This window comes from Hornefia porci (genome assembly GCF_001940235.1).
Taxonomy (GTDB): Bacteria; Bacillota; Clostridia; order Peptostreptococcales; family Anaerovoracaceae; genus Aminicella; species Aminicella porci.
The window spans coordinates 1,178,890-1,201,864 of sequence record NZ_MJIE01000001.1; the positions used below are offsets into that span (position 1 = coordinate 1,178,890).

Consider the following 22,975-nt stretch of genomic DNA (forward strand, 5'->3'; position numbering starts at 1 on the left):
TCAGCCGTCGAATACGCCTGAGCAGACACTATTATACCGCCGTCGTCTTACGACTTCTGTAATCAGGTCACAAAGGAGGATTTGATTTTTCTGTTATTCGACTATTCTCGCTGTCCGCGCCGCCGGGTCAGCATCCGTCGTACGCCGCGTATAATCAGAGCGGCAATCAGCACCGCAAGCGTCAGAAGCCCCACGAGGATCCAGAAGAAAGCGCTGTGGTCTTTGTTCATGGGCGCCGGGCTCCAGCTGTTCTCGCAGATCTTCCGGCCTTCCGCTGCGGCATACCGCGCCGGTACTTTGTTCCCGGAGAAGGAATCAATGTAGGAAGCCAGCGCGTACCATTCCTTCAGCTCGCTCCCGTCTTTTCCGCGGATGATCCGATCCTCAAAATCCGTGATGACCTTCCCGTTTTCATCCTTGGGTTCCAGGGACAGAAGACCCCTGGACATGGAATTCACCGTCGAAAGCATCTGCGCGGAATACAGATCCGCAACCACCCGGTAAAGTTTCCCCTTTTCCGGCTTCCGGGTCTGCCCGTTTCCCATGGAGTCCTTCAGCATCACATCATAGGACCGGTCCAGAATAAACCGATGCGGATTGTATTTGTAGTTCAGACCGCTGAAATACAGACGGGCAGGCTGCATCAGGGGAGATATGGAAATATCGACCTCCGCCGCGAGACGAAGTTCTCTGGCCGTAAGATATACGCTGACAAGCGGATATCCCGGCTTTCCGTCCTTTCCTGTCCCGAGCGACAGAGCATTGAACGCATCGGCCACGGTAATATCGCCCCTGCGGAACGAGCCGCGGACAACCCCGGCCGGCACCACGGCAGCGTCCACGTGTTCATAGCCGCTTCCCTCAGCCTGCCGCACACCGTAAATATATCCGTCGGAGATGAGATTTCCCAGCGTATCCTCGCCCTGCTTCTGCCCGAAGGAATCGATGGGGGTGAAACGGATATCGCTGCGGGCCAGGACCTGATCCCAGCTGTAACCGAAGTCTGCGAAATACTCCCGGTTCACGAGTTTTTTGAACGCCGCGGTTTTTCTCTGCGTCGCCTTATCATTCTTTACTTTTTTGTCGAGAGGCTTCTCAAGATAGCTTTTGTACACAAAGCCCTTCCCAGCGGTTTCCCGGAAGCGCACCACGCCCGCGTTATCGTTATACTGTCCGCAGGACGCAATAACAACGCCGTTCCGTCGGATCGGCGTCTTCATATATGTGTGGCTGTGTCCGCTGACAATCAGATCGATTCCCTCTGTTTCTTCCGCCAGTCGTATATCCTCGGACTTTTCCGGGTTCTCCGGATTGATTCCGCTGTGGGAGAGGCAGACAATCAGGTCTGCGTCCGGTACCTCCCTGTTAATTTCGGCCACCGTCCGCTTCGCGCTTTTCACCGGATCCAGAAACTTCGTACCGCTCTCCGGCGCGTAGCTGGCAGACTCCTCTCCAAATATCCCCAACACCGCGATTTTCGCACCTCCGCGTTCCAGAACGGTATAATCCTTCACGCCGAAAGCCTTCATCGACTCGCGAAGCTTCTCACCGTCTGCCTTCAGCTTTTTATCTTTCAGCGTACCCTCCCAGTCGATATTCGCGATGACGAGCTGCGGCAGGGGGTCCCCCGACCGCTTCGCATTCTTCAGCATCGTCCTCAATCCCTCGGAGCGGTAATCGAATTCGTGGTTTCCCAGCGTTGCCGCGTCAAATCCCGCGAAGCCCATCATCCGAAGCTCTGACGCCCTCCGTTTCCAGATGGTCTGATAAGGCGTGCCCATGGAGAAGTCGCCCCCATCTACCACGAAGGTTGCCTCGTTCTTCCGTTTTTCTTCTCTGATCACGGTTGCAAGCTTCGGGAATTTCTCCAGATGAGAATGCATATCGTGGGTAAATACCACCGTGATCTCCTTCGCTTTCTTCTGCGTGTCTCCGAAAGCCGCGGCCGGAATGCCGGCGCACAGCAGCAGTACCGGTATCATAATCAAAAACAGTGTTCTCTTCATACCTTCCTTCCGTCTCTTCCGTTTATTTCCGGTCGATTTCCGTCTTTTTATATTCTGTAATCGTCTTTCCTGTCCAGATGGAGAAAGCACGGAGAAAGGAGTTCAGCTCCGCATATCCGAGGAGATACGCGATGTCGTTCGTCGTCATATCCGTGTTTTTGATATAGTGCAGAGCCAGAACCTCTCTCGTGCTGTTCAGCTGTTTCTGAAAGGTCGTTCCCTCCTCCGAAAGCTTTCTCTGGAGTGTTCTACGGCTCATGCCGAGCTTTTCCGCAACGCTTTCCACGCCGGACACGCCGGCCGGAAGCAGTTCCGTCAACGCGCTTCGCACTCTTGCGCTGACCGAGTCGTCCACCTCCAGATCAGCCAGCCGCTTATTGAGTTCCGGTTCAAAATATGACCACATCGCTTCGCTGTGACTGACAAAGGGTTCTTCCAGCGCCGCGTTCGTAAAGGCAATCGTGTCCCGGCCGCCTTTCTCCGGTGCGATCCCTGCGAATTCCTCAAACTCACTTCCCTTCGGAAGATCCCGCATCGTAATCCGCTCCGGCTTCATCTCTGTACCGGTCGCTCTGCGGATCATGCCGATCAGAAACGCGAACTCCGACCGCACCATAAAAGAGGGCATTTTCAGCGCCGGATCTCCTGTGGCAAGTTCGACGGTTTCCGTTTCCTCATCCTTTGATACCACAAAGGACATCGGGCCGATCAGCTTCTTATATCGGCTCAGACGCTCAATACAGGCCGCGCCGTTTCTGCTGCAATAGGAGGCGAATATCGGCGGCGAAAACGTCTCGATTTTGTCGGTTGTCGCCATGGCGACAGGCATTCCGGGATCGTCCGCAACCTCGTCAATCGCCTCGAGGAAGCGATAATATTCCACCTCTTTCATCGTCGGAGTTTTATGATTCAGAGCGTCCTCCGGAAGCCCCGCCTTCTTCAGAACCACACTGACATCGATTCCCTGATACTCCAGGAGATCTTTATAGCGCCCGTCTACGATAAAATGATTCATATCCTGATCCTCCAGTCATCATTTTCCTGTCATCTTTCCTCCGCGGGTCCGGATTCCGGGTTCCGATTTATATTTCCCCGTTTCATTATATACGAAAATACCTTCCGCCGGAACATCATATTGCGCCAGTCTTCCCTACTTTTTCGCGCTTCCCGCGACCTGCTGATTATACACAAAGTTCAGCATTGTTTTTTTCGGGAACATCGGAGCCAGCGCCATCATCGGTTTCTGCCAGCCGGGCAGTCCCGCGGTCACATTCAGTTCTCCCTTCAGCATGCCCTCATATCCGGCCTTCGCGACATCGTCGGGCTTCACCGCGTTAGCGAAAAGCTTTGTATCAGAAAGTCCTCCCGCGTTAGCGAATCCGGTCTGCATCGCCCCCGGCATCAGCGCGGTAACCGTGACGCCCGTCCCCTGCAGCTCACGCCACAGAGCATTCGACCAGCTTGTAACATATGACTTTGTCGCATAATAAACCGCCTGCAGCGGCCCCGGCATCGTCGCCGCGGTGGATGAAACGTTCAGAACGCGGCCGCTTCCTCTCTGAATCATATCCTTCAGGAACAGCTTCAGAATACGCGTCGGCGTCTCGATGTTGACCGCAATCATGGACAAATCCTGCTCCATGGTTCTTTCCCGCGCAAAGTCTCCCTGGCCTCCGAAGCCCGCATTGTTGATGATCACATCCGGGAGCCATCCGTTCTCTTTGCAAGTGTCATAGATCGTCTGCGCCGCCTCCGGTCCGGAAAGATCCACCGCAATAGTGTGAACCGTCACGCCGTATTTATCCGCGGTTTCCATCGCCTGCGCCTCCAGCCGTTCCCTGCTTCTTCCGACCAGAATCAGGTCGCCGCCTCTGCCTGCGTGAAGTTTTACAAAACATGTTCCGAGCCCGCCGTAGGAGCCTGTGATAAGTGCTGTTTCTGCCATTTTCTTTTCCTCTTTTCTTCTGGTTCGTGTGCTTTACCGAATCTGTATCTGTTTATAGCTGAATAATATCAGAAAATACGCGGTCAGGGAACATCATAGGATTCCATAATTTCATCAAATCGTGCCATTCTCATATTTTGTACGCCGCGTCCCGTCACCGTACAAAATGAAAAACGGCCGCCTCCGCAGGGAGGAAGTCGCCTTCCGCAAAATACGTCTCAGCTTTGTTCAGGAAGAATATAAGCCCGGTTCTCCATTCCGGTTACGCCAGCGGCATCAACTCTCACCCGCGGAAAAAATCGATCGCAAGATCCGCGACTTTGTCCGGGCAGTCAGGATTATCATTCAGAGAATGTCCCTGCCCTTCAAACACCGTAATCGGAATCCCGTTTTCCTCCGCAAATTCTCTGGCAAACCGCACCGGAATCACCGGATCCTTTCCCCCGTGAACCATCGCGACTTCAGTGCCTCCGTGGTCATAACCGCCGAACCGGTGCAGCAGATCGTTTTCCGGTCTACTCATATCCTCAAACATTCCTTTCGGAACTCTGATCTGCGGCGCGTCCGGCAGTCCCAGCATCAGGAAGCCTTTCTCATTCAGTTCCGCCAGCGACGCCGGATCCGGCTCAGAGCCCGGCGCTCCCAGAAACAGCCAGGGCATGATGACCGCCCCGCTCCGCATCATCAGCCTGCTCCCGGCGTGAGGTCTCCGGCAGATGTACAGGCCTGTAAGATACGCCCCATAGCTCGATGCAAAATAGAAGATTTCCTTCCCCGGATAATTCCGGACGACGTAATCTTCAACCGCGGCGAGACTGTCCATGCAGTTCCGGATACGAAACGGTTCCTCCGCCGCCTCCTCCGTTCCATGCCCCGGCTGATCATACAGCATCACGCCGATTCCTTCCGCAGGCATCCGTCTGAGAAGCAGTTCACCGGTCGCGCATTCCTTGCAGCTTGTAAAGCCGTGCACCATAATGACCACTGCATCCGCCTCTTGCGGGATTTCTCTGAGGACGGGAATGCGGCGGCCGTTGTCTTTTGTTATCGTAAACTTTTCCATTTTGATTCTCCTTTTCAGCACCAAAAGCATACCATTGAATCTCCGGTTTTGCAAGACATGGCTTGGAATGGTTTGTATCTGTTTCGCCGCATCCCCCTTCTTATGTATGGAATTCTGTCCAGGGAGTGACAAGCATGATAACTGTATTTTCATATACTGCTATACTGCACGATGGATCTGCACGCTTTTCGCGGCATATTGATCAGGAAAGCTGATTACAAAACTAAAAATGCCCGCCATTCTGGGCTGGCTGATCGCCGGCGCCGGACTGTATACCTTCGTTTATGTTGCGGCACGCGCCGCCGGGAAATACTTCGGCGCCCGAGGCGGAGCAAAGGCGACGCATATGCCGGTCACCGTACAGAAATATCTCGGTCTCACGCTTCTTCCCCATTCCGGAGTATCACTGGTGTTCACTTCAATCATCTGCTCCGTGCTCGCCCCATCTGCGCCGGATCTCGCGTCCATTATAAAAGGGACTGTCGCCGCAGCCGCGGTTATCAATGAGATTATCGCTGTAATTGCCGCCAAGAAAGGCTTTGAACTCGCCGGTGAAATCAATTCTGCGTCAGTGCGGCAGGGCGCTTCCTGATCCTCTACTCGTCATTTCCGACAGCAGTCGCCGCATCATAAATTGCCGTAACCTCCGCCGACGGCTCCTTTGTCAGCTTCGCCGCGATGACCGCCGCCGCGAAGCCTGCCGCAAAGCCCGGCAGAATCTCATACACTCCGGTTCCTGACAGGAACACGAACCACAGAATATCCACCACCGCTCCGGCGATCACGCCGGCACAGGCACCGGCGTAGTTAAATCTCCGCCAGAACAGAGACAGCACGATGGTCGGTCCGAACGCCGCGCCGAATACGCCCCATGCGTTCCCGACCAGTTCCATAATCGCCTGCGCACCCGCTCCCTTTGAAGAAGCAATCACATACGCGACGACCGCGATCACCACCACCGCGGCTCTGCCGACCCAGAGAATTTCTTTGTCGCCGGCGTTCCTTCGAAAGATCGGCTGATAGATGTCCGCCGTAAAAGAGCTGGACGCCACGAGCAGCTGCGAATCCGCTGTCGATACCGACGCCGCCATGATCGCCGCCAGAAGCAGTCCGGAAATCGCCGGCGGGAAGAATCTCCTTGCCATCACGATGAACACCGTCTTCTGCGCGCCGGTCGTAAGCAGCTCCTCCCCGACGATCATTCTGGCCTGGTACGCCATCAGACACGCCGCGCCCAGCGAAAGAATGACCCAGACGATGGCGATTGCCGCTGATTTTTTCACCATCGAAGGCTTTTCAATCGACATGAAGCGCACAATGATGTGGGGCATCCCGAAATATCCCAGCCCCCAGGCCAGCCCGGACAGAACATCCTGCCACCGGGCATTGAACAGTCCGGTTCCGAAGCTGCAGGTTACAACTTCTCCGGACGCTGCATCCGTATACCGGTACACATTGCTCAGCAGCGAGGTGTCCAGATCCTGTGTGGCCGCAACGATAATCGGAACCGCAAGCAGTGCCGCGAGCATCAGAATCCCCTGGAAAAAGTCAGTCCAGCACACCGCCTTGAATCCGCCCATGAAGGTGTAGCCGATGATGATCAGCGCGAAGGCAAGCATCGCTGTGCCGGTCGATACCTCAGGGAACAGCATGGTGAAAACCGAGCTTCCTGCAACAAAGGCCGATGCGACGTAGATGGTGAACGCCGCGAGGAAAATCACCGCGCAGACGATCTGAAGCGTCTTGCTCCTGCTTGCAAACCGGTTCGTAAGATACTGCGGAATCGTGATGGAATCCGACGCGGCTTTAGAGAACAGCCTCAGACGCTTCGCACAGAGAATCCAGTTGGCGGCCGTCCCCAGCATCAGTCCGATACCGATCCAGATCTGCCCGAAGCCGAAAGCCAGAATCGATCCCGGCAGTCCCATCAGAAGCCATGCGGACATATCAGACGCCTGAGCCGACATGGCGGCGACCCACGGCCCCATCGACCGTCCGCCGAGGAAATAATCCTCTCCGTTCCGGTTAGCTCCTTTCACAAAAAAAGCTGTGGCGAACACGAACAGCGCCACAAAATACAGGATAAATACAATAATTTCCACATTCTGCATATATAACAAGTCCTTTCTGTTTCTTCGCTATCTATCATAACGCGAAATCACCCAAAACAAAATACAGACTAAAATCTGTACTATTATACGGTCATTTCCATATATTATCGATATCTATGTTGAAATTCCAAAGCTCATATAGTAGACTGTATTTTGTAACAAAAATATAACCCGAATAAAACGTCTGACTCAGAAAGGAATTCTCATGAACCAGTCCGCAAAACGACAGACCAAAGCGAAGATCGTTTCCGCCGCCTGGAAACTGTTCTATCAGAACGGATACGACGACACCACCATTGATGATATCGTCGAGGCGTCCGGCACATCCAAGGGCTCATTCTACCATTATTTCCGGACAAAGGACGATCTGCTGGCTTCGCTCTCTTACCTCTTCGACGACAAATACACCGAGCTGGACAGCACCATGGATCCGGCTCTGACGCCTCTGGAAAAGCTGATTTTCATGAACCGTGAGCTTTTTCTGATGATCGAGAACACCGTCCCCGTCACACTTCTGTGCCAGCTGTTTTCTACGCAGCTGATTACAAAGGGCGAACGGCATATGCTGGATCCGGACCGGGTGTATTACCGCAGGCTCCGCCAGATTGTGATGGAGGGGCAGAAGGACTTGCTTTTCCGTGCGGACCTCAGCGTAAACGACATCATGAAGGCCTACGCCATGTTTGAGCGCGGCATGATGTACGACTGGTGCCTTTCCAGCGGCAGCTACTCGCTCTGTCAGTACTCCCAGCAGATTCTTCCTTTGTTCCTGAAAAGCCTGTGTCGGCAGGCGTGAACAAAGGACGGTCCCCCTCGCTCTCATCCCCTTCCGGATATCGGCGCCCTCTTGTCATGAAATGGCGCTGCCAGTCATTTAAAATTTCTTCATATTTTTAAATACATACCGGTTATATGCCGTACGATTTAAAATTTTGCTTGTTTTTTTAGTATAATGCTCTATTATGTTAGTATCCGGAAAAAGAGGGGGCGTTATCTTGAAAAGCAGAGATTACGTATTACTGAAAAGTCTATATTACGACCACAAAGAAGAATACGAAGCATTGTATGACAGCCGGTTTAATTCTGATGAATGCGTTCATCTGAACTTCACAGTCGCGGGTAACCCCGCTTTCTTTATGGAAACACCTGCATTGATAAAAAAGGTTGTAGAGATTTCCAGGCTTGATAAAGATATTTTCCGGCTGTCGCGCGATCTTCCCGGAATTGCTTTGAAGCAGTATATAAACAAATGTCTGATTGATGAAATCGTTATTACCAATAACATCGAAGGCGTCCACAGTACGAGGAAGGAAATCAGCGAAATACTTGATGATCTTGAAGGTAAAAGTGACAAAAGATTTTTCGGCCTGGTTAACAAATACAACGCATTGATATCTGGAAATCATTTGTCAATAAAAGACAGTCATGATATCCGGGCTTTGTATGACGAGATGTTCCTTCCTGAGATCATTGAGGAAAATCCAAAAGACGAGCCTGATGGGAAGATCTTCAGAAAAGAGCATATCGACATCGTGGATCCGACACAAAAAGTAATTCATCACGGATTATACCCGGAGAATAAAATTATCGAAAGCATGAATGATGCCGTCGACATTTTAAACGATACAGGTATCGACCCCTTATTCAGGATATCAATATTCCACTATCTGTTCGGGTATATTCATCCGTTCTATAACGGCAACGGACGTCTGAACAGATTCATCAGCAGCTATTATCTTGCAAATACGCTTGAATCAATTATGGGGTATCGCCTCTCATATACAATCAAAGAAAACATCAGCAGGTATTACAGGAGTTTTAAGCTCGTGAACGAAGAAATTAACAGGGGCGACATAACGCCGTTCATCTTCACGTATCTGGAGTTTATTAAAGAGTCTGCCGTAAATCTGCGGGACAGTCTGACCGACAAGAACCGGCACTTAAAAGTATTTACCGGACAGCTTGTGAACCTGCCGCACGGTGATGAGGAAAAGTACGGTTATCTATACTTCCTTTTATTGCAGGCTTCACTGTTTTCCGAAATCGGCATCACAACAAAAGAACTGCTGCAATGCCTGCAAATCAGCCGACCAACTCTGCAGAAACGTTTAAGCGAGATTGATAAGAGCTGCAATCTGCTTATTACCGAAAAACGCGACTCAAATAAGTTCTACCGGCTTAATCTCGAGGTTTTTGCAGAGATGACGAAAAAATAAACGGCGTCTGCCCACTTTGTCCCCGTTGGACTTGACAGGCGCCGTCGGCAGTCTGTCGGCAGCGCCGCTCTGCCGCGCTACCGTGCGACCTCGTCCAGAATCCCGGCCAGGCGGCGGATATCCTCGCGCGTCGTCGCCCAGCTGGTGCAGAACCGCAGGATGGAATGCGTCTCGTCATACTTGCCGGAAACCTCAAAGCCGACATGCTCATGAAGTTTTCTGACAAGCTCATTCTCTACAACAAAGAACTGCATATTGGTGGGAGACTCCACGTAAAACCTGAATCCCCGTTCCAGGAAAACCTGTTTCAGTTCCTCCGCCATATCCAGAGCCTGCTCTCCAAGCCGGAAATACAGACCGTCCGTGAACAGCGCAAGGAACTGAACTGCCACAACACGGCCTTTAGCGAAGACATTGCCCCGCTGTTTCATAATTGTGAAGAAGTGTTCGGGCGCATTTCCCCGCGGAAATACGACCGCCTCGCCGCAGAGGGCGCCGACCTTGGTTCCGCCGATATAGAACACATCCACGATTTTCGCGATATCCTTCAGCGTCAGATCGCTTGCGTCACTGGCCAGTCCGTACCCCATACGCGCTCCGTCCAGATAAAGAGGAATTCTGCACTCGCGGCAGATCTCCGCAATTGCGGTAAGCTCCGACCGGGTGTAAAGCGTCCCGAGCTCAGTCGGATGTGATACGTAAACACCGCCGGGAAACACCATATGTTCCCAGGCTTCATCGTCATAGAAATCCACCAGAAGTTTTCTCAGCCGTTCCGGAGCTATCTTTCCGTCCTCGGACGGAATCGTCAGAACCTTGTGTCCGGTGTATTCCACGCCGCCCGCTTCATGACAGTTCACATGACCGGTTTCCGCGGAGATGATACCGTCATACGGGCGCAGAATCGAGTCGATGACCGTAACATTGGTCTGTGTTCCTCCCGCAAAGAAGTAAACCTGCCCGTCGGGACATCCGCACGCCTCCCGGATCAGGTCCGCGGCTTCCCGGGTATAATGGTCCTCGCCGTAGCCCGGAAGCTGCTCCATATTGGTTTCAATGAGTTTCAGCAGCACCGACTGATGCGCTCCCTCATGATAATCACATTCAAATGAAAACATAACGCGCCTCCTCAGGGATTTCGGTTATCCTGCTATTCGCAGAATTTCACCCGATTTGAAATATCTTCTTTTTCCTTCGGTTCCGGCTCTGCGGCGATGCCGCCGAACGGCATCTGCGCGATCAGTTTCCAGCTCTCCGGAATGTCGAACATCCTTCTGACCGTGTCGTCAATGACCGGATTGTAGTGCTGCAGGTTTGCGCCGACGCCGATTTCGCGAAGCGCTGTCCAGACGTTAATCTGGAGCATACCGTTCGCCTGATTTGCCCAGACCGGGAAATTAGCGGCATACAGCGGGAACTGCTCCTGCTTCTCCTTCACAACAGCCTCGTCATAGAAATAGAGAATCGTTCCGGCGGCTGCTTTGAACCCGTCGATCTTCTCTCTGGCCACCTTCCCCTCAAAAGCGTTATAAACGCCGTCCCAAAGTTCATCCTGCCTGCTTCCCAGCGCAGTGACGACCCGTGCGCTCTTCATGTTGAAGGCGTCCGGAACAAGTTCAGTGACCTCTTCAATCAGTTTTTTCACCTCGCCGACTGAAACCGGCAGTTCTCTGTTCAGCTGATAATAACTTCTTCTCATCCCGAGAGCATCTGTAATCGCCATAAGGCACCTCCTGTTCATCCTCCGGCCTGTCCGCCGTCGATACGGAAAACTCTGCGCAGCGGGATTCGGAATCGGCCGAATCCCTGAGCACAGGCATCAAGTAGGGTCTGCCGGCGCACTCTTCCATTGGATTGTGCGCCGCGGCGCTGCTGACAGACTGCCGTCAGCGCCCATTAAGTCCGACGGGGACTTAATGCGCAGATACTACTTAATGATACCACATTTCCCTGCTCTCACACACGAAAAGAATTCTTTGTCTTGTTGGCACAGAGGCATCAGAGACTACCCATACAGCTCTTTTCGTCTCAGCATCGTATACGGCCTTCTGCTCCGTTCCCGTTTCGACGCTTTCATATCGATGTCCGCATATACGATCTGTTCGCTGTCATCTGCTTTCACAACGCAGTTTCCACGGGCATCCGCCACCATGGATTCTCCGGCGAAATCCATCTCTCCTTCTTTCCCGACGCGGTTGCACATTGCAATTGCCACACTGCTCTGGAACGCCTGAATTCTGATTTCCCATTCAAAGATTTCCAGAGGCTCGCTCTTTGTATTCACCGTCGGAACCAGGATAAGATCCGCTCCCATGAGACTTTCGGTCCGGATGCTTTCAGGGTAGTGCCGGTCAAAGCACACCACAATCCCAATACGGCCATGCTCTGTATCAAACACCTGAAACCCCGTATCGGACGGTGTATAATAATCCTTCTCATAAAACTGTTCTGCCTGTGCCACATGAACCATTTTCTGAACGCCGACAATCTCTCCGTTTCTGTCGATCAGAATACTTGCATCGTAATACTTTTCATTCTCCATCAGATAGATATTGGGCACTGCGGCGATCCCGCCTTCCCGGCAGGCAGTGCGAATACTGTTCACGGTCTCTGAGTCAAGCTCAAGCCCATACGAGGTCGCGTCTCCGCCCGGATATTGCGGGAAAAATTCCGTAAGCTGCACCTCCGGGAACAAAATCAAATCCGCTCCTTCCCGTGCCGCCGTTCTGATTGCGTCAATACTTTTCTTCAGATTTCTCTCTACAGTTCCCGCATTGCTCATCTGTACCATTGCAAGTTTCATGGATTTTTCCTCCCTGCTGTCTGTGTTTAAAGACATTATCCAAGTTATCAATAGGCCAGTTGACTTTTAAATTCCATCGGATTTCGTCAGCAGAAGCCGGATTTTCTGCTGGACGAAACGCTCATCTGACAAGGAGAGACAGAGTCCTCCTGATGTCGCCGTCAATGCAAATGGACTTTTCCCGTATTTCTTCCGGAGCATAAGCCTCGCCGCGGTTCAGGCAGGCATAGATCGCATACGGCCATTGCGCGGTCATCCTCCAGAAGGGGAATTTGATTATGCCGGGTGTGTTCATGCCGACTGCGCATTCCAGGAAGAGCACCTTCCCGTTCTCATGTTCTCTCAGGAATTCCGAATAGCGCTCCGCCGCCCTGTACCACCCTTTGTCCTCCACAAAGTTGTCATCCGCGCGCAGGTTAGTCGTCATCGGCTCTCCGTCATCCGGGCAGTATGGAATCAGCTCTGTCGGAATCCTCATGGCAAGCTCTGCGGTTTCGGGAACGAGCAGCTCGTTATCCTCCGCAATCTCATACCCCTGGGCAAGCACCATCTTCCGGATGATTTCTTTGTTCTCGTAGGTCTTATGCGCCGAAGCGCCGTGCGGATCGGAACTCTGCAGCAAACCATAGTCCCCCTGTGTATAGAAGAGCCGTTCCCTGTCAAAGCCGGTTCTCTGAAAGCAATGATCCACATTGGTGGTCAGAACAAAGTAATCCTTGTCCTTCACCAACTCCAGCAGCATATCATAGGTGTCGCTGGGAATCGGTGCATAACGGTTGATCCAGATATATCTGCTCCAGAACGACCAGAAGGTCTCCTTATCAGGATACGGATAAAAACCGCCGGAATACATGTCGCTGAAGTGGTACTTTGCGGCGAAGTCACCAAAGTATTTGTCGAAACGCTCTCCGGTATAAACATATCCGGCAGATACGGAAAGGCCTGCACCCGCACCGATAATCACCGCATCCGCGCTGTCAGTTTCTCTTCTCAGCGCCCTGATTTGGTCCGAGTAATTTTCTGTATATTTCATAATCCTCATCCTTAAAAACATTGAACACGACTTTAATCGCGCCGCCTTTTTCTTCCCTGTATTTCCGGACTGTTCTCACCGCGATTTCCGCCGCCCGACGCTGCGGAAATCCGAAGACGCCTGTGGAAATACAGCAGAAGGCAATGCTCCTGAATCCGTTTTCCTCTGCCGCGCGCAGACACGACTCATAACAGGACGCCAGAAGCCGCTCGTCTTCTTTTGTCAGCGCTCCCCGAACGATGGGCCCCACCGTATGGATCACAGCCCTGCACGGCAGGTTATAACCGGGCGTGACTTTCGCCTGCCCTGTCGGCTCTGCATGTCCCTGCTCGTCCATTATCTTGCCGCAGATGTACCGGAGCTGCACGCCTGCGAAGGTGTGAATACAGTTATCGATACAATTATGGAGCGGCTGATAGCATCCAGTCATTCCGCTGTTGGCAGCGTTTACGATGGCGTCCACACGAAGTCTGGTGATGTCTCCCTGCCAGAGGAAAATATTTTCGCCGCAATCCTCCCACTCGTCCCCGGAAACCACGCCGCGAAGGCGAAGCTCCTCACCGAGATAGTCATCCTGAATCCTCAGAAACTCCGGGGATGCCGGTCCCGGCATGCGCACATTCATCAAGGCGCGAAGCAGATCCCTCTGCTCCCCGTCGGTTCCGGGGATCTCCAGTCCCCGACAGTTTTTGTTTTCCTTAAGCAAATACTTAATCAGATATTCTCTCTCCTGCTGATGATTCATCCTTATTCTCCCTGTCGATCACTTCCCGGATCTCCGACACCACGTCCGCCATCGTCATTTTTTTCAGTTCGTTTTCCATAGTCTGCTGCACAGCCGCCAGTCTCGCATCCATCACCTTATGAATATTCCTTCCGACCGGGCACGCGGCGTTCGGCTGCTCATGAAAATGAAACAGTCCCTCCTCTTCATCGACGCTCCCAACCGCCCGGTAGAGGTCATACAGAGTAATCTCCTCCAGCGGTCTCGCCAGCGTGGCGCCGCTGCTCCCCCGCCTTGTATTCACAATTCCCGCCCGACGCAGCTGCGACAGAACATTCCGGACGATCACCGGATTGACGCCTATGCTGCCTGCCAGAAACTCGCTGTTGACCCGGTCCATATCCCTGAAATAATCCAGCGCCGTAATGGTGTGCACCGCGATTGTAAACTTGCTTGTAATCTGCATCTGCATCCTCCCTGTTGTCATTCTTGTGATAGTTGCAATATATCACTTTACACAAAAACAGTCAAACCGGTTCTGCGCCGCCGTCCGGTTTTCCGATCTTACAACCGCGGTCACATCAAATCCTTTTTTTACCGCTTCTTCAGTGATGAGTCTTCCTTCTTTTCCGTTTGCTGCCACTACTGCGATCTTCTTCATTGTTTTTTCCTCCATGCTTTTTCATTACTGTTTTTTCTGTTTCTTTTGCCTGTCCGCTTTAAGTTCATCACCTGTCGACAATTTCACGTTTCAGGCCTGTTCGAGTTGAAATAATATTGTTTACATCTTCAATATAGCACGGCTCAGTTGTAATGTCAATAGTTACAATTATTTTTTTACAAAAAAAATCCGGCGCCGGTTTTGGCGTCGGTTTTTCAAATCTCAAGCGCTTTCATAAACCCCTTTACATTACCGGTCTGCATGAACCCGCTCATCAGACATGCGCCGGAAGCTCCTGCGGCCCTGACCTCCGCAATATTTTCCGGACCGATACCTCCGATTGCATATACCGGTATACCGGACACATCACATACACTCCTGAGAAAATCGATTCCACGGGGTTCAAGTCCCTTCTTACAATCAGTCTCGAACACGTGACCTGCCGTAATGTAAGTGCAGCCGAGCATCTCCGCTTCAAGCGCATCTTCGACTGAATGACAGGACGCTCCCAGAATGCCAAACGCAAGTCTGTCACTCTCAGCCATCTCACGAAGCCCCGGGAGCGGCATATGCAGAGCGTCTGCTCCGAGTCGCCTTGCGACTTCAGGGTAACTGTGCAGAACAGGCTTTGTTCCATGAGCTTCACACACCTTTATAAACTCGCGTGCGAGATCCTCATATTCAATTTTCTCAAGCTCCTTCTCGCGAAGAATGATCGCCTTTGGACGGGCATCCCCTATCTGTCCTATTTTCTCCAGGAAGTCACCTCTGCAGAGGGAGCGGTTCGTCACACACAATATATCAGACATAAATGTAATCATTCAGGACCGGCTGCAGTCCTTCATCAGACAAATCAGCATACATGCTGTCAAAGCTTCTCGCATCTGCGATCTCGAACTGCTCATCGCCTTCACTCTCTTCACTGCAGGTTCCCGTGTACTTGCTCTCGTGATCACCTATCCCCGTAGAAACACCCGCAGAGACCTTTGTACATGCTATCTTCGTTATACCATTCCTGAATCCTGCATTCTCACGGGATGATACTACGATTTGTGCAAACGGCAGAAATATCCTGTATGCACATATGATCTGACAGAGCTGCTTTTCATGCACATCGAGAGGACTGATCTTCTCGTTATTCACTATCGGCCTCAGCCTCGGACATGATATCGACATTTCCGCATAAGGATATTTTCTCTGGATATGGTATACGTGCATCCCGGTCGCAAACGCATCCTTTCTGAAATCGGCAAGCCCGAGAAGAGCTGAAAAGCCAACGCCTCTCATGCCTCCCATAAGAGCCCTCTCCTGGGCCTCGAATCTGTAAGGCCATACGCGCTTATGGCCGAGCAGATGGAGCTTTTCGTACTTATCCGTATCGTAGGTTTCCTGAAATACCGTTATATAATCCGCTCCGCACTCATGCAGATATTTATACTCTTTCACATTGACCGGATATATTTCCAATCCGACGTTCCTGAAATATTTTCTCGCAAGTCTGCAGGCATCGCCTATATATTCGACAGGACTCTCGGAGCTGCTCTCTCCTGTCAGTATCAGTATCTCTTCGATCCCCGAATCGGCGATCACTTTCATTTCGTGTTCAATCTGACTGTGATCCAGTTTAAGTCTCCTGATATTGTTATAGCAGTTAAACCCGCAGTAGATGCAGTAATTACTGCAATAATTCGCGATGTACAGCGGTGTGAAAATGTATACAGTGTTGCCGAAGTGTCTGCCCGTCTCTATCTGCGCTTTATGCGCCATCTGCTCAAGGAATGGTTCTGCCGCCGGTGACAGGAGCGCTTTGAAATCCTCAATTCCGCACTTATCCCGTCGGAGTGCCGTCATGACATCTCTTGCCGTGTATTTATCATAATCGTAATTTTTCATCTCAAACAGAACCGCTTCTCTTATACCGGGATCTATCCGGTCCATATCCTCCATGTATTCCATGTGGTCAGTTCTGGAGGAAGGATCGTTTTCCAGCCGGTGTTTCCTGGCAAGCGCCTGCTCAGACAAATTTCCGGTATCCATAAGGAATTCATTTTCCATTATATCTTTCGCCTCCTAATCACGCAGAAATCCCGTGAGCGGATCTGATGCCTGCGCCCCTCTCGTAAGCACCCTTCCGAGACCGGCAATATATGCTTTGCGGCCCGCTTCTATCGCAAGCTTGAACGCGCCGGCCATCGCCGGGAGATCTCCCGCCGTAGCCAGAGCAGTATTTGCCATTATTGCGTCAGCGCCCATTTCCATCGCCTCGCATGCCTGCGACGGTCTGCCTATCCCGGCGTCTACAATGACAGGAACATCGATCTCATCGATCAGTATCTGAATAAACTCTTTTGTCGCCAGGCCCTTGTTTGAACCTATAGGACTTGCAAGAGGCATCACTGTCGCCGCACCGGCATTCACCATATCCCGCGCATCGTTAAGATCGGGAAACATATACGGCATTACTACAAAACCTTCATTCGCAAGGACTTCGGTTGCCTTTACAGTTTCTTTATTATCCGGCAGCAGATACTTGCTGTCTCTCATTATTTCGATCTTGACAAAATCACCGCACCCGAGCTCGCGCGCAAGCCTCGCAATACGCACCGCCTCATCGGCATCCCTCGCTCCGGACGTATTCGGAAGAAGCGTCACCCCTTCAGGGATGTGATCAAGGATGTTTTCCTCTTTTTTTGTATTGGCTCGCCTTACCGCGACAGTTATTATCTGTGCACCGGCATCCCTGACCGCCGCATTTATAAGATCCATGGAATATTTCCCGGATCCCAGAATGAAACGTGAATCGAATTCATGTCCCTGTATCACTAATTTGTCTTTGTTCATAATATGTCTCCCTCTTCAGCCGGATCCTATGCTTCATACTCTCCCGCAATAATACGGAGTGCTACGGTCGCCTCATGTGCCGCACATGTCATGACACGCGCAGAAAACAGGCTTCCAAGTTCTGCGACATCGCTGACGCCATCGCCGCAAAGATAAAACCTCTTTCCGATCCTCTGCGTCCTGATGTCATTCGCAGATCCGAGCCCGGCCATGCCCGCTGCCGCTATAAAGTATTTATCCGGATACCTCGTCAAAACTTCTTCGGTCAGCATTGCCTTCTGCTCCGGAGCATCGAACGCTTCGATAATAATATCCTCATCATCAAACAGGCCATCTATATTCTCAGGGCTTATCATCATCCGATCCGCCTTTATGTCACAGTAAGGCGCCGCCGCTTTCAGGTTCTTTGTCATCGCTTCTGCCTTGGACATTCCGATCTGATCCGCAGCATACTGCTGCCTGTTCAGATTCGAGATGTCCACACTGTCGAAGTCTATGATATGCAGATGTCCAATCCCGGCTCTTGCAAGGCACAGACACACATTGCTCCCCAATCCGCCAAGACCGCAGACTGCTACCGATGCCGCACAGAATTTTTTCTGGAGCTCTGTTCCATGTCTGGCCGCAAGCGCCGTTTCCATTTCCTCTCTTGAAGGCACCATATCAACCGCCTCCTACAAATCCCACAATTTCGATAACGTCACCGTCTTTGATGCGCGTGCACTCATACTCCGCTTTGGGGAGTACAGCCTGGTTAAGCTCAACTACTATACGGGATTTCTGATAACCTGCTGACTCTATATATTCCTCTACAGTCTTTCCTGCAGCGTCTGCATTTTTACCGTTTATCTTCACCATCTGTAATCACACCTCCTCCCTTCAACTGCAATAAAACAGGAGGCCGTTTCCGAACGCCTCCTGTAAAGATCCTCTCTTTAAGACTCCCTACGGCGGCATTATCCGCATCAGGTAAAAGGGCCGAAGCCTGTGCTTCCTCTCAGCCCTCCACGCGGGCTTCCCTGTCCTATTCTATATCAGTGTACACCCGCATGACATATTTATCAAGTTCGATATTTTCAAAAAAATCGACGCCGTTTCAGGCGTCACTTCCTCCGCCTGCGTCTCGTCGTTTAAAATCCGCAAGGAAACCTCATTTCCGCAGGTATACAGGGGCTCCATCCCCTGCTCCGGATACTTTCCGGCCGCGCTCTTCAGACACTGCGCTATCGCCGGTCTCGCAAACCCGTTCAGCCCGTTCCTGACGATCAGATACTTTGTTCCCCGGGACTCCTTGATATCCACAACCGGCGTATAATACCTTCCCGCGTTTCCGACGATAAATCTGCCCGTCTCGATATACAGCTCCGCGTTCAGGGTTTCCGCATTCCGTTTCCGGATTCCGTCAAACGCCGCAGAGAGCCTGGACAGATCCACCTCCGCCTGGGAAGTCCGGTCATAAACCATCCCGATCCCGCTGCCGAAGTTCACGAAACGGATATCGATTCCGCGCAGCCCGCCGGCGCGAACCGCCAGTTCAAAGCATTGCCCGTAATATTGTTCCAGCTGTCCTGTGCTCAGCACCTGAGAGCGGACATGGACATGAACCCCCACAATTCTCAGATGTGTGAGCCTCTCCATTCCGGCGCTTACTGTCCCGAGCAGTTCCTCATCGACTCCGAACCCTGACGGCCGCAGTTCTTCCTCGAAGGCGGACATCGGATTTACTCTGATACCGACAGAAAGCACTTCATGGTGCTCCGCCGCCACAGTATTCAGAAGCTCCAGTTCATGCAGGCTGTCCGCGATAAAAACGCATTTCCCATATGCGTTCCGGATATCGCTCGCAGTCTTCCCGGGCGCAGAATAGAACACCGCATTTCTGCTCATTCCGGCCTCCTCCGCTCGAAGCACCTCACCGGAAGACGCCGCATCCGCGCCGAAGCCCTGCTTCCGCACCAGCCCTAGCAGAGGCCTGAAAGGATTCGTCTTGACCGAATACAGGAATTTCACCTGTGGAATCGCCGTCGTCAGTCTGCTGCAGTTCCGGATTACCGGCGCTCTGTCATAGACATAACACGGCGCGTGCTTTTTCAGAAATTCAATGTTGTTCATCAGTGCTCCTTTCCGCCTTTCTGCTCATTTAACGTGTGCTCAGTATAAGACATTTGCGCTTTCGGCCTTGTCCTTCCGCCCTCATGAGCAGTGCCCGGGTTCGGGGAATCCTGCAGTCTTCCTGCCAACATTATATATCAGATTTGAATTCTGAGTAGTCCCTAAACAGCACTCTTCTGATAACCGGGTAATAAATTACCCACTGTGCTCGCTGCTGTTTCCCTCGGTGCGCGATTCTCTCTGATCGGACTGACAGGGTTATGCTGCATTATTCTGACAGTCTTTCTCTCGGTCAGAGGTACTCCATGCCGAACCGCATCGGGTTAAGAATCGGTCTCCGGAAAAGGCTGCGGACATATTGATTTTCCCGCAGGGAATATTCAAAAAGTACCCCAAGGGTACTGGTGGTCTATTTTCATTTCATAGTACAATGCAGATAAGAGCATCATGCTGCAACTCGCTTTGTCAGGCTGAAGCGCACGATGACGAAGGAAGAATGTACGGTGATATAAAGAGTTCAGGATTCATGGAAAACCAAAAAACCGAAAACGCCGGTGTAAGCATGAACTCCGTCGGGTTTTCCAGCTATGAATAGTTTCTGTAGTATTTACAAAATGAGGAGGATCGTATGGGTCTGTTTTCAAGGAAAAATAAGACAGCCTCTCCAGAGGAAATCGCAGCAAAACAAGAAAATCGTAAGCTGCTGGAGCAGTTTCAGGTGACAAAAGCCTGGGGCGTAAAGAAATATCGAACGGCGATGCAGTTTATTTACGATGAAGCCCGCAGATGCTTCGTAGTTGCGGAAGGCCCGGAAGAGACTTTCAGAGAACGCGAGCCATATGTGATCCGCTTTGACCAGGTGAACAGCATGGCATTGGAGGTCGACGAATACTGGTCCGAGGAAGGCGGCCAGTACAGCCCGAGAGGGTTTGGACAACTTACGCAGGAAAAGTATAAAGACGTTTTCTGGCGTTATGATTTTTACCTCATTATCCGCACCGATCATCCGTATGCGGGAACGATACGCTACAAGATGAATTTCAAAACCACCGTTATGAAGGTTCCGGAGCGCGGATTCATGTACAGGCGGGGACTGGAAATCGGCGGAGCTTACGAAGGTGAAGATATCCGGCGGCTCATTTCTAAGATAGAGAAGGAATTAAACAGAGATGAGAAAGGCATACGGCGCGAGGCGGCCGTCGGTATTCTGACGAACACGGATCCGGAAGGCGTGACCGGAAAACTCGTGAAGGGTTACTACGATGAGAAGACGTTAAACAAAATAGAAAATCTTCTTAACCATGCAAAGCGGGGAGAGAGAATCCGCATGCTCTTCGTTCCACCTACATGCGGCGAGAATTGATTCAAGGGAGCATCTTCATAAACATACTATGGTGCACGGACCTAAAGCCCAAGCTTAGTTAGTGTCCGCTCATTATGTCCCCGTCGGACTTAATGGGCGCTGACGGCAGTTTGTCAGCAGCGCCGCGACGCACCATCCAATGGAAGGGTGCGCCGGCAGACACTATATGGAGTCCCCATTATCACTCCAGCACAAATCATAGATAAAAGAGGAGGAACTCTATTATGATTAGAATAAAAGGAATAGGGAAACACACCTTTATGACAGTGTTCAGTATCGCCATGGTATTTACCATGATGCCGCTGATACCGGAGGCAGCGGAGTACGTCAATGCGGCCTCCGGTGATCCCGCCATCAATCTGGTGAGAAATGGTGAGGCACCACAGATTTCCGGAGGCGGCGGAACTAAAGATGGTACAGTTTGGTATGGAAATTACCCGCAATCGGCGTACTCCCCAAAGACGGTGCCCAGCAGTCCTGAACGGGGAGAAATATGTGTAGACAGCGACGGAACAATTTTTAAGTGTTCCAATGGTGACACGATAGATTACTGCAAGGTGGAGCCTGTGAAATGGCGTGTCCTTTCCAACTCCGGCAAAAAACTGTTCCTGCTTTCCGATACAAACCTCGATGTGAATAGTCATCTCCGACCGTACGGTCCTTACGCCTGGGAAGACAGCATGATAAGAGCCTGGCTGAACTGCAGAAAGCATACGGATTTTTTCGACTACACATATTCCGGATTCTATAAAAACGCCTTTTCCTATGAAGAGCGACGAGCCATTGCGACCACCACTGTAGTGAACGAGAGTGTCGGTAATGCAGAGGGAGGCAATGATACGGAGGACAAGCTGTTTCTCCTTTCCTTCGCAGATGCATGTAATGAGGATTACGGGTTTTCTTCAGATTGTGATAAAGAGACGCCTGAGAGGCTGGCTATGAACACAGCCTACGTCAAAGAAGGAGGAGAATCTGGCTGCGATGATCTTATCACAGGGAAGAAAGGTGATTGGTGGCTTCGCACCACTGGCTGCGGGCTTACGGAGCCGGGCAGAAACATGTTTGTGACCTTCGTCTATTTCAGGGGGTCTGTCAACCCGTTCGGCGACCGTTCGGATGCCCGCATGCCGATTCGCCCGGCAATGAACCTTGATCTGAATTCAGTAATCTTTACCTCTGCTGCAATGGGAGGCAAGACCTCGGCAGGAGTCGGTCCCAATTCTCTGAAGAAAGTGGGAAAAAGCAGCACGGATCAGTGGAAATTCACCGTCAGGGACACTTACAGAAATGAATTCTCGATCAGTGATGTTACTGTGACCGGCTATGCGATGCTGCAAATGAACTATAGTGGTGCTGCTGTTGATTCCAGAGAATGCCCGGAGCGCATTTCAGCTATTGTAGTTGGTTCAAAAGGCAATATCAAATATTACGGAAACATTGCAACACCTGTGTCCCCCGGCGGAACGGCAACCATAAATCTGGATGGCAAATTCGATCAGAAAGCCGGGGATAAGCTCTATGTATTTAATGAGCAGCTGGGTGGCGATAAGAAAACAGACTATTCATCCGAACTGAAGGAAATTAATGTTCCGCCTCTGGAAAGTCGTCCTGCCAGGGTATCGATTCTGGCACTAAAAGCGGGCAGGAAGAAAGTCACGGTCAGATGGAAGAAAGCATCCGGCGGAGTTTACTATCAGGTCGGCTACAGGCTGAAGGGATCGAAGACCTGGAGATATACGACCAGCAAGACCACATATAAAACAATCAAAAAGTTAAAAAGCAGGAAATACTGCTACGTTAAAGTCCGTGCTTACAAAAAAGTCGGTAAAACTGCCTGCTACGGCGCATGGTCTGCGACCAGAAAAGCAAAAATTAAATAAAAAACATATACTGGTCAAGGTTGTTCAACGACCTTGGCCAGTACATTTCCCGGCATTTTTTGATTTTTTATGTTTGGCGGACTAACCCCGTCTATGCAGTTGCCAGCGCTACAGGTTTTGGTTGCGCCGGCATCCCATGTGCGACCTGTCCGGTTATTCCTGCCAGGCAGATGGGGGAGTTTCTGTCAGAACGAATTGAGATGAAATTCCTGATATG

23 protein-coding genes and 1 riboswitch are annotated in these 22,975 nt (G+C 51.4%); of the genes, 5 read left to right on the top strand and 18 right to left on the bottom strand.

What is annotated here, in order from left to right:
- Positions 1 to 101: 101 nt before the first annotated feature.
- From BHK98_RS05575 to BHK98_RS05590, 4 genes are all read right to left on the bottom strand, one after another.
- Complete coding sequence (locus BHK98_RS05575; protein WP_075712568.1) at positions 102 to 2,006, bottom strand: bifunctional metallophosphatase/5'-nucleotidase; 1,905 nt, start codon at positions 2,004 to 2,006, stop codon at positions 102 to 104.
- A gap of 22 nt (positions 2,007 to 2,028) precedes the next feature.
- Entirely contained in the window at positions 2,029 to 3,021 is a 993-nt protein-coding gene (locus tag BHK98_RS05580) for an AraC family transcriptional regulator (RefSeq protein ID WP_075712569.1), read from the bottom strand.
- Positions 3,022 to 3,156: 135 nt separating this feature from the next.
- Entirely contained in the window at positions 3,157 to 3,951 is a 795-nt protein-coding gene (locus BHK98_RS05585; protein WP_075712570.1) for an SDR family NAD(P)-dependent oxidoreductase, read from the bottom strand.
- A gap of 283 nt (positions 3,952 to 4,234) precedes the next feature.
- On the bottom strand, positions 4,235 to 5,014 hold the full coding sequence (locus BHK98_RS05590; RefSeq protein ID WP_158024466.1) for an alpha/beta hydrolase: 780 nt from the start codon (positions 5,012 to 5,014) through the stop codon (positions 4,235 to 4,237).
- 229 nt (positions 5,015 to 5,243) lie between these two features.
- On the opposite strand from BHK98_RS05590, the gene BHK98_RS05595 reads away from it, so the two are divergent.
- Positions 5,244 to 5,606: a cation:proton antiporter gene (locus tag BHK98_RS05595; RefSeq protein ID WP_192846822.1), complete on the top strand. Its 363-nt coding sequence runs from the start codon at positions 5,244 to 5,246 to the stop codon at positions 5,604 to 5,606.
- A gap of 4 nt (positions 5,607 to 5,610) precedes the next feature.
- On the opposite strand, the gene BHK98_RS05600 is transcribed toward BHK98_RS05595, so the two are convergent.
- On the bottom strand, positions 5,611 to 7,125 hold the full coding sequence (locus BHK98_RS05600) for a sodium/proline symporter (RefSeq protein ID WP_075712572.1): 1,515 nt from the start codon (positions 7,123 to 7,125) through the stop codon (positions 5,611 to 5,613).
- Between the two features lie 205 nt (positions 7,126 to 7,330).
- Between BHK98_RS05600 and BHK98_RS05605 the strand changes: the two genes are divergently transcribed.
- Together BHK98_RS05605 and BHK98_RS05610 are read left to right on the top strand one after the other, a co-directional pair.
- Complete coding sequence (locus BHK98_RS05605; RefSeq protein WP_075712573.1) at positions 7,331 to 7,921, top strand: TetR/AcrR family transcriptional regulator; 591 nt, start codon at positions 7,331 to 7,333, stop codon at positions 7,919 to 7,921.
- A gap of 199 nt (positions 7,922 to 8,120) precedes the next feature.
- Positions 8,121 to 9,341, top strand: coding sequence for a Fic family protein (locus BHK98_RS05610; protein WP_158024467.1), 1,221 nt, complete (start codon positions 8,121 to 8,123; stop codon positions 9,339 to 9,341).
- A 77-nt stretch (positions 9,342 to 9,418) separates the two neighbouring features.
- Here BHK98_RS05610 and BHK98_RS05615 read toward each other — a convergent pair whose 3' ends face one another.
- From BHK98_RS05615 to BHK98_RS05675, 13 genes are all read right to left on the bottom strand, one after another.
- Positions 9,419 to 10,459, bottom strand: a complete 1,041-nt coding sequence (locus tag BHK98_RS05615) for a threonine aldolase family protein (protein WP_075712575.1) — start codon at positions 10,457 to 10,459, stop codon at positions 9,419 to 9,421.
- Between the two features lie 32 nt (positions 10,460 to 10,491).
- Positions 10,492 to 11,064, bottom strand: a complete 573-nt coding sequence (locus tag BHK98_RS05620) for a nitroreductase family protein (protein WP_075712576.1) — start codon at positions 11,062 to 11,064, stop codon at positions 10,492 to 10,494.
- A 282-nt stretch (positions 11,065 to 11,346) separates the two neighbouring features.
- The gene (locus BHK98_RS05625) at positions 11,347 to 12,144 is read right to left on the bottom strand and encodes a carbon-nitrogen hydrolase family protein (protein WP_075712577.1); all 798 of its coding nucleotides are present in this window, start codon (positions 12,142 to 12,144) and stop codon (positions 11,347 to 11,349) included.
- Positions 12,145 to 12,265: 121 nt separating this feature from the next.
- Entirely contained in the window at positions 12,266 to 13,177 is a 912-nt protein-coding gene (locus tag BHK98_RS05630) for an SIR2 family NAD-dependent protein deacylase (protein WP_075712578.1), read from the bottom strand.
- The gene (locus BHK98_RS05635) at positions 13,122 to 13,922 is read right to left on the bottom strand and encodes a protein-ADP-ribose hydrolase (protein WP_075712579.1); all 801 of its coding nucleotides are present in this window, start codon (positions 13,920 to 13,922) and stop codon (positions 13,122 to 13,124) included. Before BHK98_RS05635 ends, BHK98_RS05630 begins: the two co-directional genes overlap by 56 nt.
- Complete coding sequence (locus tag BHK98_RS05640) at positions 13,888 to 14,367, bottom strand: Rrf2 family transcriptional regulator (RefSeq protein ID WP_075712580.1); 480 nt, start codon at positions 14,365 to 14,367, stop codon at positions 13,888 to 13,890. The genes BHK98_RS05635 and BHK98_RS05640 overlap by 35 nt, the downstream gene beginning before the upstream one ends.
- Positions 14,368 to 14,409: 42 nt before the next feature.
- Entirely contained in the window at positions 14,410 to 14,562 is a 153-nt protein-coding gene (locus BHK98_RS05645; RefSeq protein WP_202816872.1) for a Rossmann-fold NAD(P)-binding domain-containing protein, read from the bottom strand.
- A gap of 215 nt (positions 14,563 to 14,777) precedes the next feature.
- On the bottom strand, positions 14,778 to 15,371 hold the full coding sequence (locus BHK98_RS05650) for a thiamine phosphate synthase (RefSeq protein WP_075712581.1): 594 nt from the start codon (positions 15,369 to 15,371) through the stop codon (positions 14,778 to 14,780).
- Positions 15,364 to 16,617 carry a 2-iminoacetate synthase ThiH gene (gene thiH, locus BHK98_RS05655; protein ID WP_075712582.1) on the bottom strand — a complete coding sequence of 418 codons (1,254 nt, stop codon included), beginning with the start codon at positions 16,615 to 16,617 and terminating at the stop codon, positions 15,364 to 15,366. The genes BHK98_RS05650 and thiH overlap by 8 nt, the downstream gene beginning before the upstream one ends.
- A gap of 15 nt (positions 16,618 to 16,632) precedes the next feature.
- Complete coding sequence (locus tag BHK98_RS05660) at positions 16,633 to 17,403, bottom strand: thiazole synthase (protein WP_075712583.1); 771 nt, start codon at positions 17,401 to 17,403, stop codon at positions 16,633 to 16,635.
- A gap of 26 nt (positions 17,404 to 17,429) precedes the next feature.
- On the bottom strand, positions 17,430 to 18,065 hold the full coding sequence (thiF, locus tag BHK98_RS05665) for a sulfur carrier protein ThiS adenylyltransferase ThiF (protein WP_075712584.1): 636 nt from the start codon (positions 18,063 to 18,065) through the stop codon (positions 17,430 to 17,432).
- Position 18,066: 1 nt separating this feature from the next.
- Positions 18,067 to 18,261: a sulfur carrier protein ThiS gene (gene thiS, locus BHK98_RS05670; protein ID WP_075712585.1), complete on the bottom strand. Its 195-nt coding sequence runs from the start codon at positions 18,259 to 18,261 to the stop codon at positions 18,067 to 18,069.
- A 67-nt stretch (positions 18,262 to 18,328) separates the two neighbouring features.
- Positions 18,329 to 18,434: riboswitch (TPP riboswitch) on the bottom strand.
- A complete protein-coding gene (locus BHK98_RS05675; RefSeq protein ID WP_075712586.1) occupies positions 18,433 to 19,515 on the bottom strand; it encodes a diaminopimelate decarboxylase family protein in 1,083 nt (360 codons plus the stop codon). Its footprint overlaps the riboswitch before it by 2 nt.
- Positions 19,516 to 20,143: 628 nt before the next feature.
- Between BHK98_RS05675 and BHK98_RS05680 the strand changes: the two genes are divergently transcribed.
- Positions 20,144 to 20,878 carry a hypothetical protein gene (locus BHK98_RS05680; RefSeq protein WP_075712587.1) on the top strand — a complete coding sequence of 245 codons (735 nt, stop codon included), beginning with the start codon at positions 20,144 to 20,146 and terminating at the stop codon, positions 20,876 to 20,878.
- A 224-nt stretch (positions 20,879 to 21,102) separates the two neighbouring features.
- On the top strand, positions 21,103 to 22,758 hold the full coding sequence (locus BHK98_RS05685; RefSeq protein ID WP_075712588.1) for a DUF6273 domain-containing protein: 1,656 nt from the start codon (positions 21,103 to 21,105) through the stop codon (positions 22,756 to 22,758).
- Positions 22,759 to 22,975: the final 217 nt, after the last annotated feature.

Coding starts and splice junctions, on each gene's coding strand:
- BHK98_RS05575 (WP_075712568.1), bottom strand. CDS start 2,006: ATGAAGAGAACACTGTTTTTGATTATGATACCGGTACTGCTGCTGTGC.
- BHK98_RS05580 (WP_075712569.1), bottom strand. CDS start 3,021: ATGAATCATTTTATCGTAGACGGGCGCTATAAAGATCTCCTGGAGTAT.
- BHK98_RS05585 (WP_075712570.1), bottom strand. CDS start 3,951: ATGGCAGAAACAGCACTTATCACAGGCTCCTACGGCGGGCTCGGAACA.
- BHK98_RS05590 (WP_158024466.1), bottom strand. CDS start 5,014: ATGGAAAAGTTTACGATAACAAAAGACAACGGCCGCCGCATTCCCGTC.
- BHK98_RS05595 (WP_192846822.1), top strand. CDS start 5,244: ATGCCCGCCATTCTGGGCTGGCTGATCGCCGGCGCCGGACTGTATACC.
- BHK98_RS05600 (WP_075712572.1), bottom strand. CDS start 7,125: ATGCAGAATGTGGAAATTATTGTATTTATCCTGTATTTTGTGGCGCTG.
- BHK98_RS05605 (WP_075712573.1), top strand. CDS start 7,331: ATGAACCAGTCCGCAAAACGACAGACCAAAGCGAAGATCGTTTCCGCC.
- BHK98_RS05615 (WP_075712575.1), bottom strand. CDS start 10,459: ATGTTTTCATTTGAATGTGATTATCATGAGGGAGCGCATCAGTCGGTG.
- BHK98_RS05620 (WP_075712576.1), bottom strand. CDS start 11,064: ATGGCGATTACAGATGCTCTCGGGATGAGAAGAAGTTATTATCAGCTG.
- BHK98_RS05625 (WP_075712577.1), bottom strand. CDS start 12,144: ATGAAACTTGCAATGGTACAGATGAGCAATGCGGGAACTGTAGAGAGA.
- BHK98_RS05630 (WP_075712578.1), bottom strand. CDS start 13,177: ATGAAATATACAGAAAATTACTCGGACCAAATCAGGGCGCTGAGAAGA.
- BHK98_RS05635 (WP_075712579.1), bottom strand. CDS start 13,922: ATGAATCATCAGCAGGAGAGAGAATATCTGATTAAGTATTTGCTTAAG.
- BHK98_RS05640 (WP_075712580.1), bottom strand. CDS start 14,367: ATGCAGATTACAAGCAAGTTTACAATCGCGGTGCACACCATTACGGCG.
- BHK98_RS05645 (WP_202816872.1), bottom strand. CDS start 14,562: ATGAAGAAGATCGCAGTAGTGGCAGCAAACGGAAAAGAAGGAAGACTC.
- BHK98_RS05650 (WP_075712581.1), bottom strand. CDS start 15,371: ATGTCTGATATATTGTGTGTGACGAACCGCTCCCTCTGCAGAGGTGAC.
- thiH (WP_075712582.1), bottom strand. CDS start 16,617: ATGGAAAATGAATTCCTTATGGATACCGGAAATTTGTCTGAGCAGGCG.
- BHK98_RS05660 (WP_075712583.1), bottom strand. CDS start 17,403: ATGAACAAAGACAAATTAGTGATACAGGGACATGAATTCGATTCACGT.
- thiF (WP_075712584.1), bottom strand. CDS start 18,065: ATGGTGCCTTCAAGAGAGGAAATGGAAACGGCGCTTGCGGCCAGACAT.
- thiS (WP_075712585.1), bottom strand. CDS start 18,261: ATGGTGAAGATAAACGGTAAAAATGCAGACGCTGCAGGAAAGACTGTA.
- BHK98_RS05675 (WP_075712586.1), bottom strand. CDS start 19,515: ATGAACAACATTGAATTTCTGAAAAAGCACGCGCCGTGTTATGTCTAT.
- BHK98_RS05680 (WP_075712587.1), top strand. CDS start 20,144: ATGGGTCTGTTTTCAAGGAAAAATAAGACAGCCTCTCCAGAGGAAATC.
- BHK98_RS05685 (WP_075712588.1), top strand. CDS start 21,103: ATGATTAGAATAAAAGGAATAGGGAAACACACCTTTATGACAGTGTTC.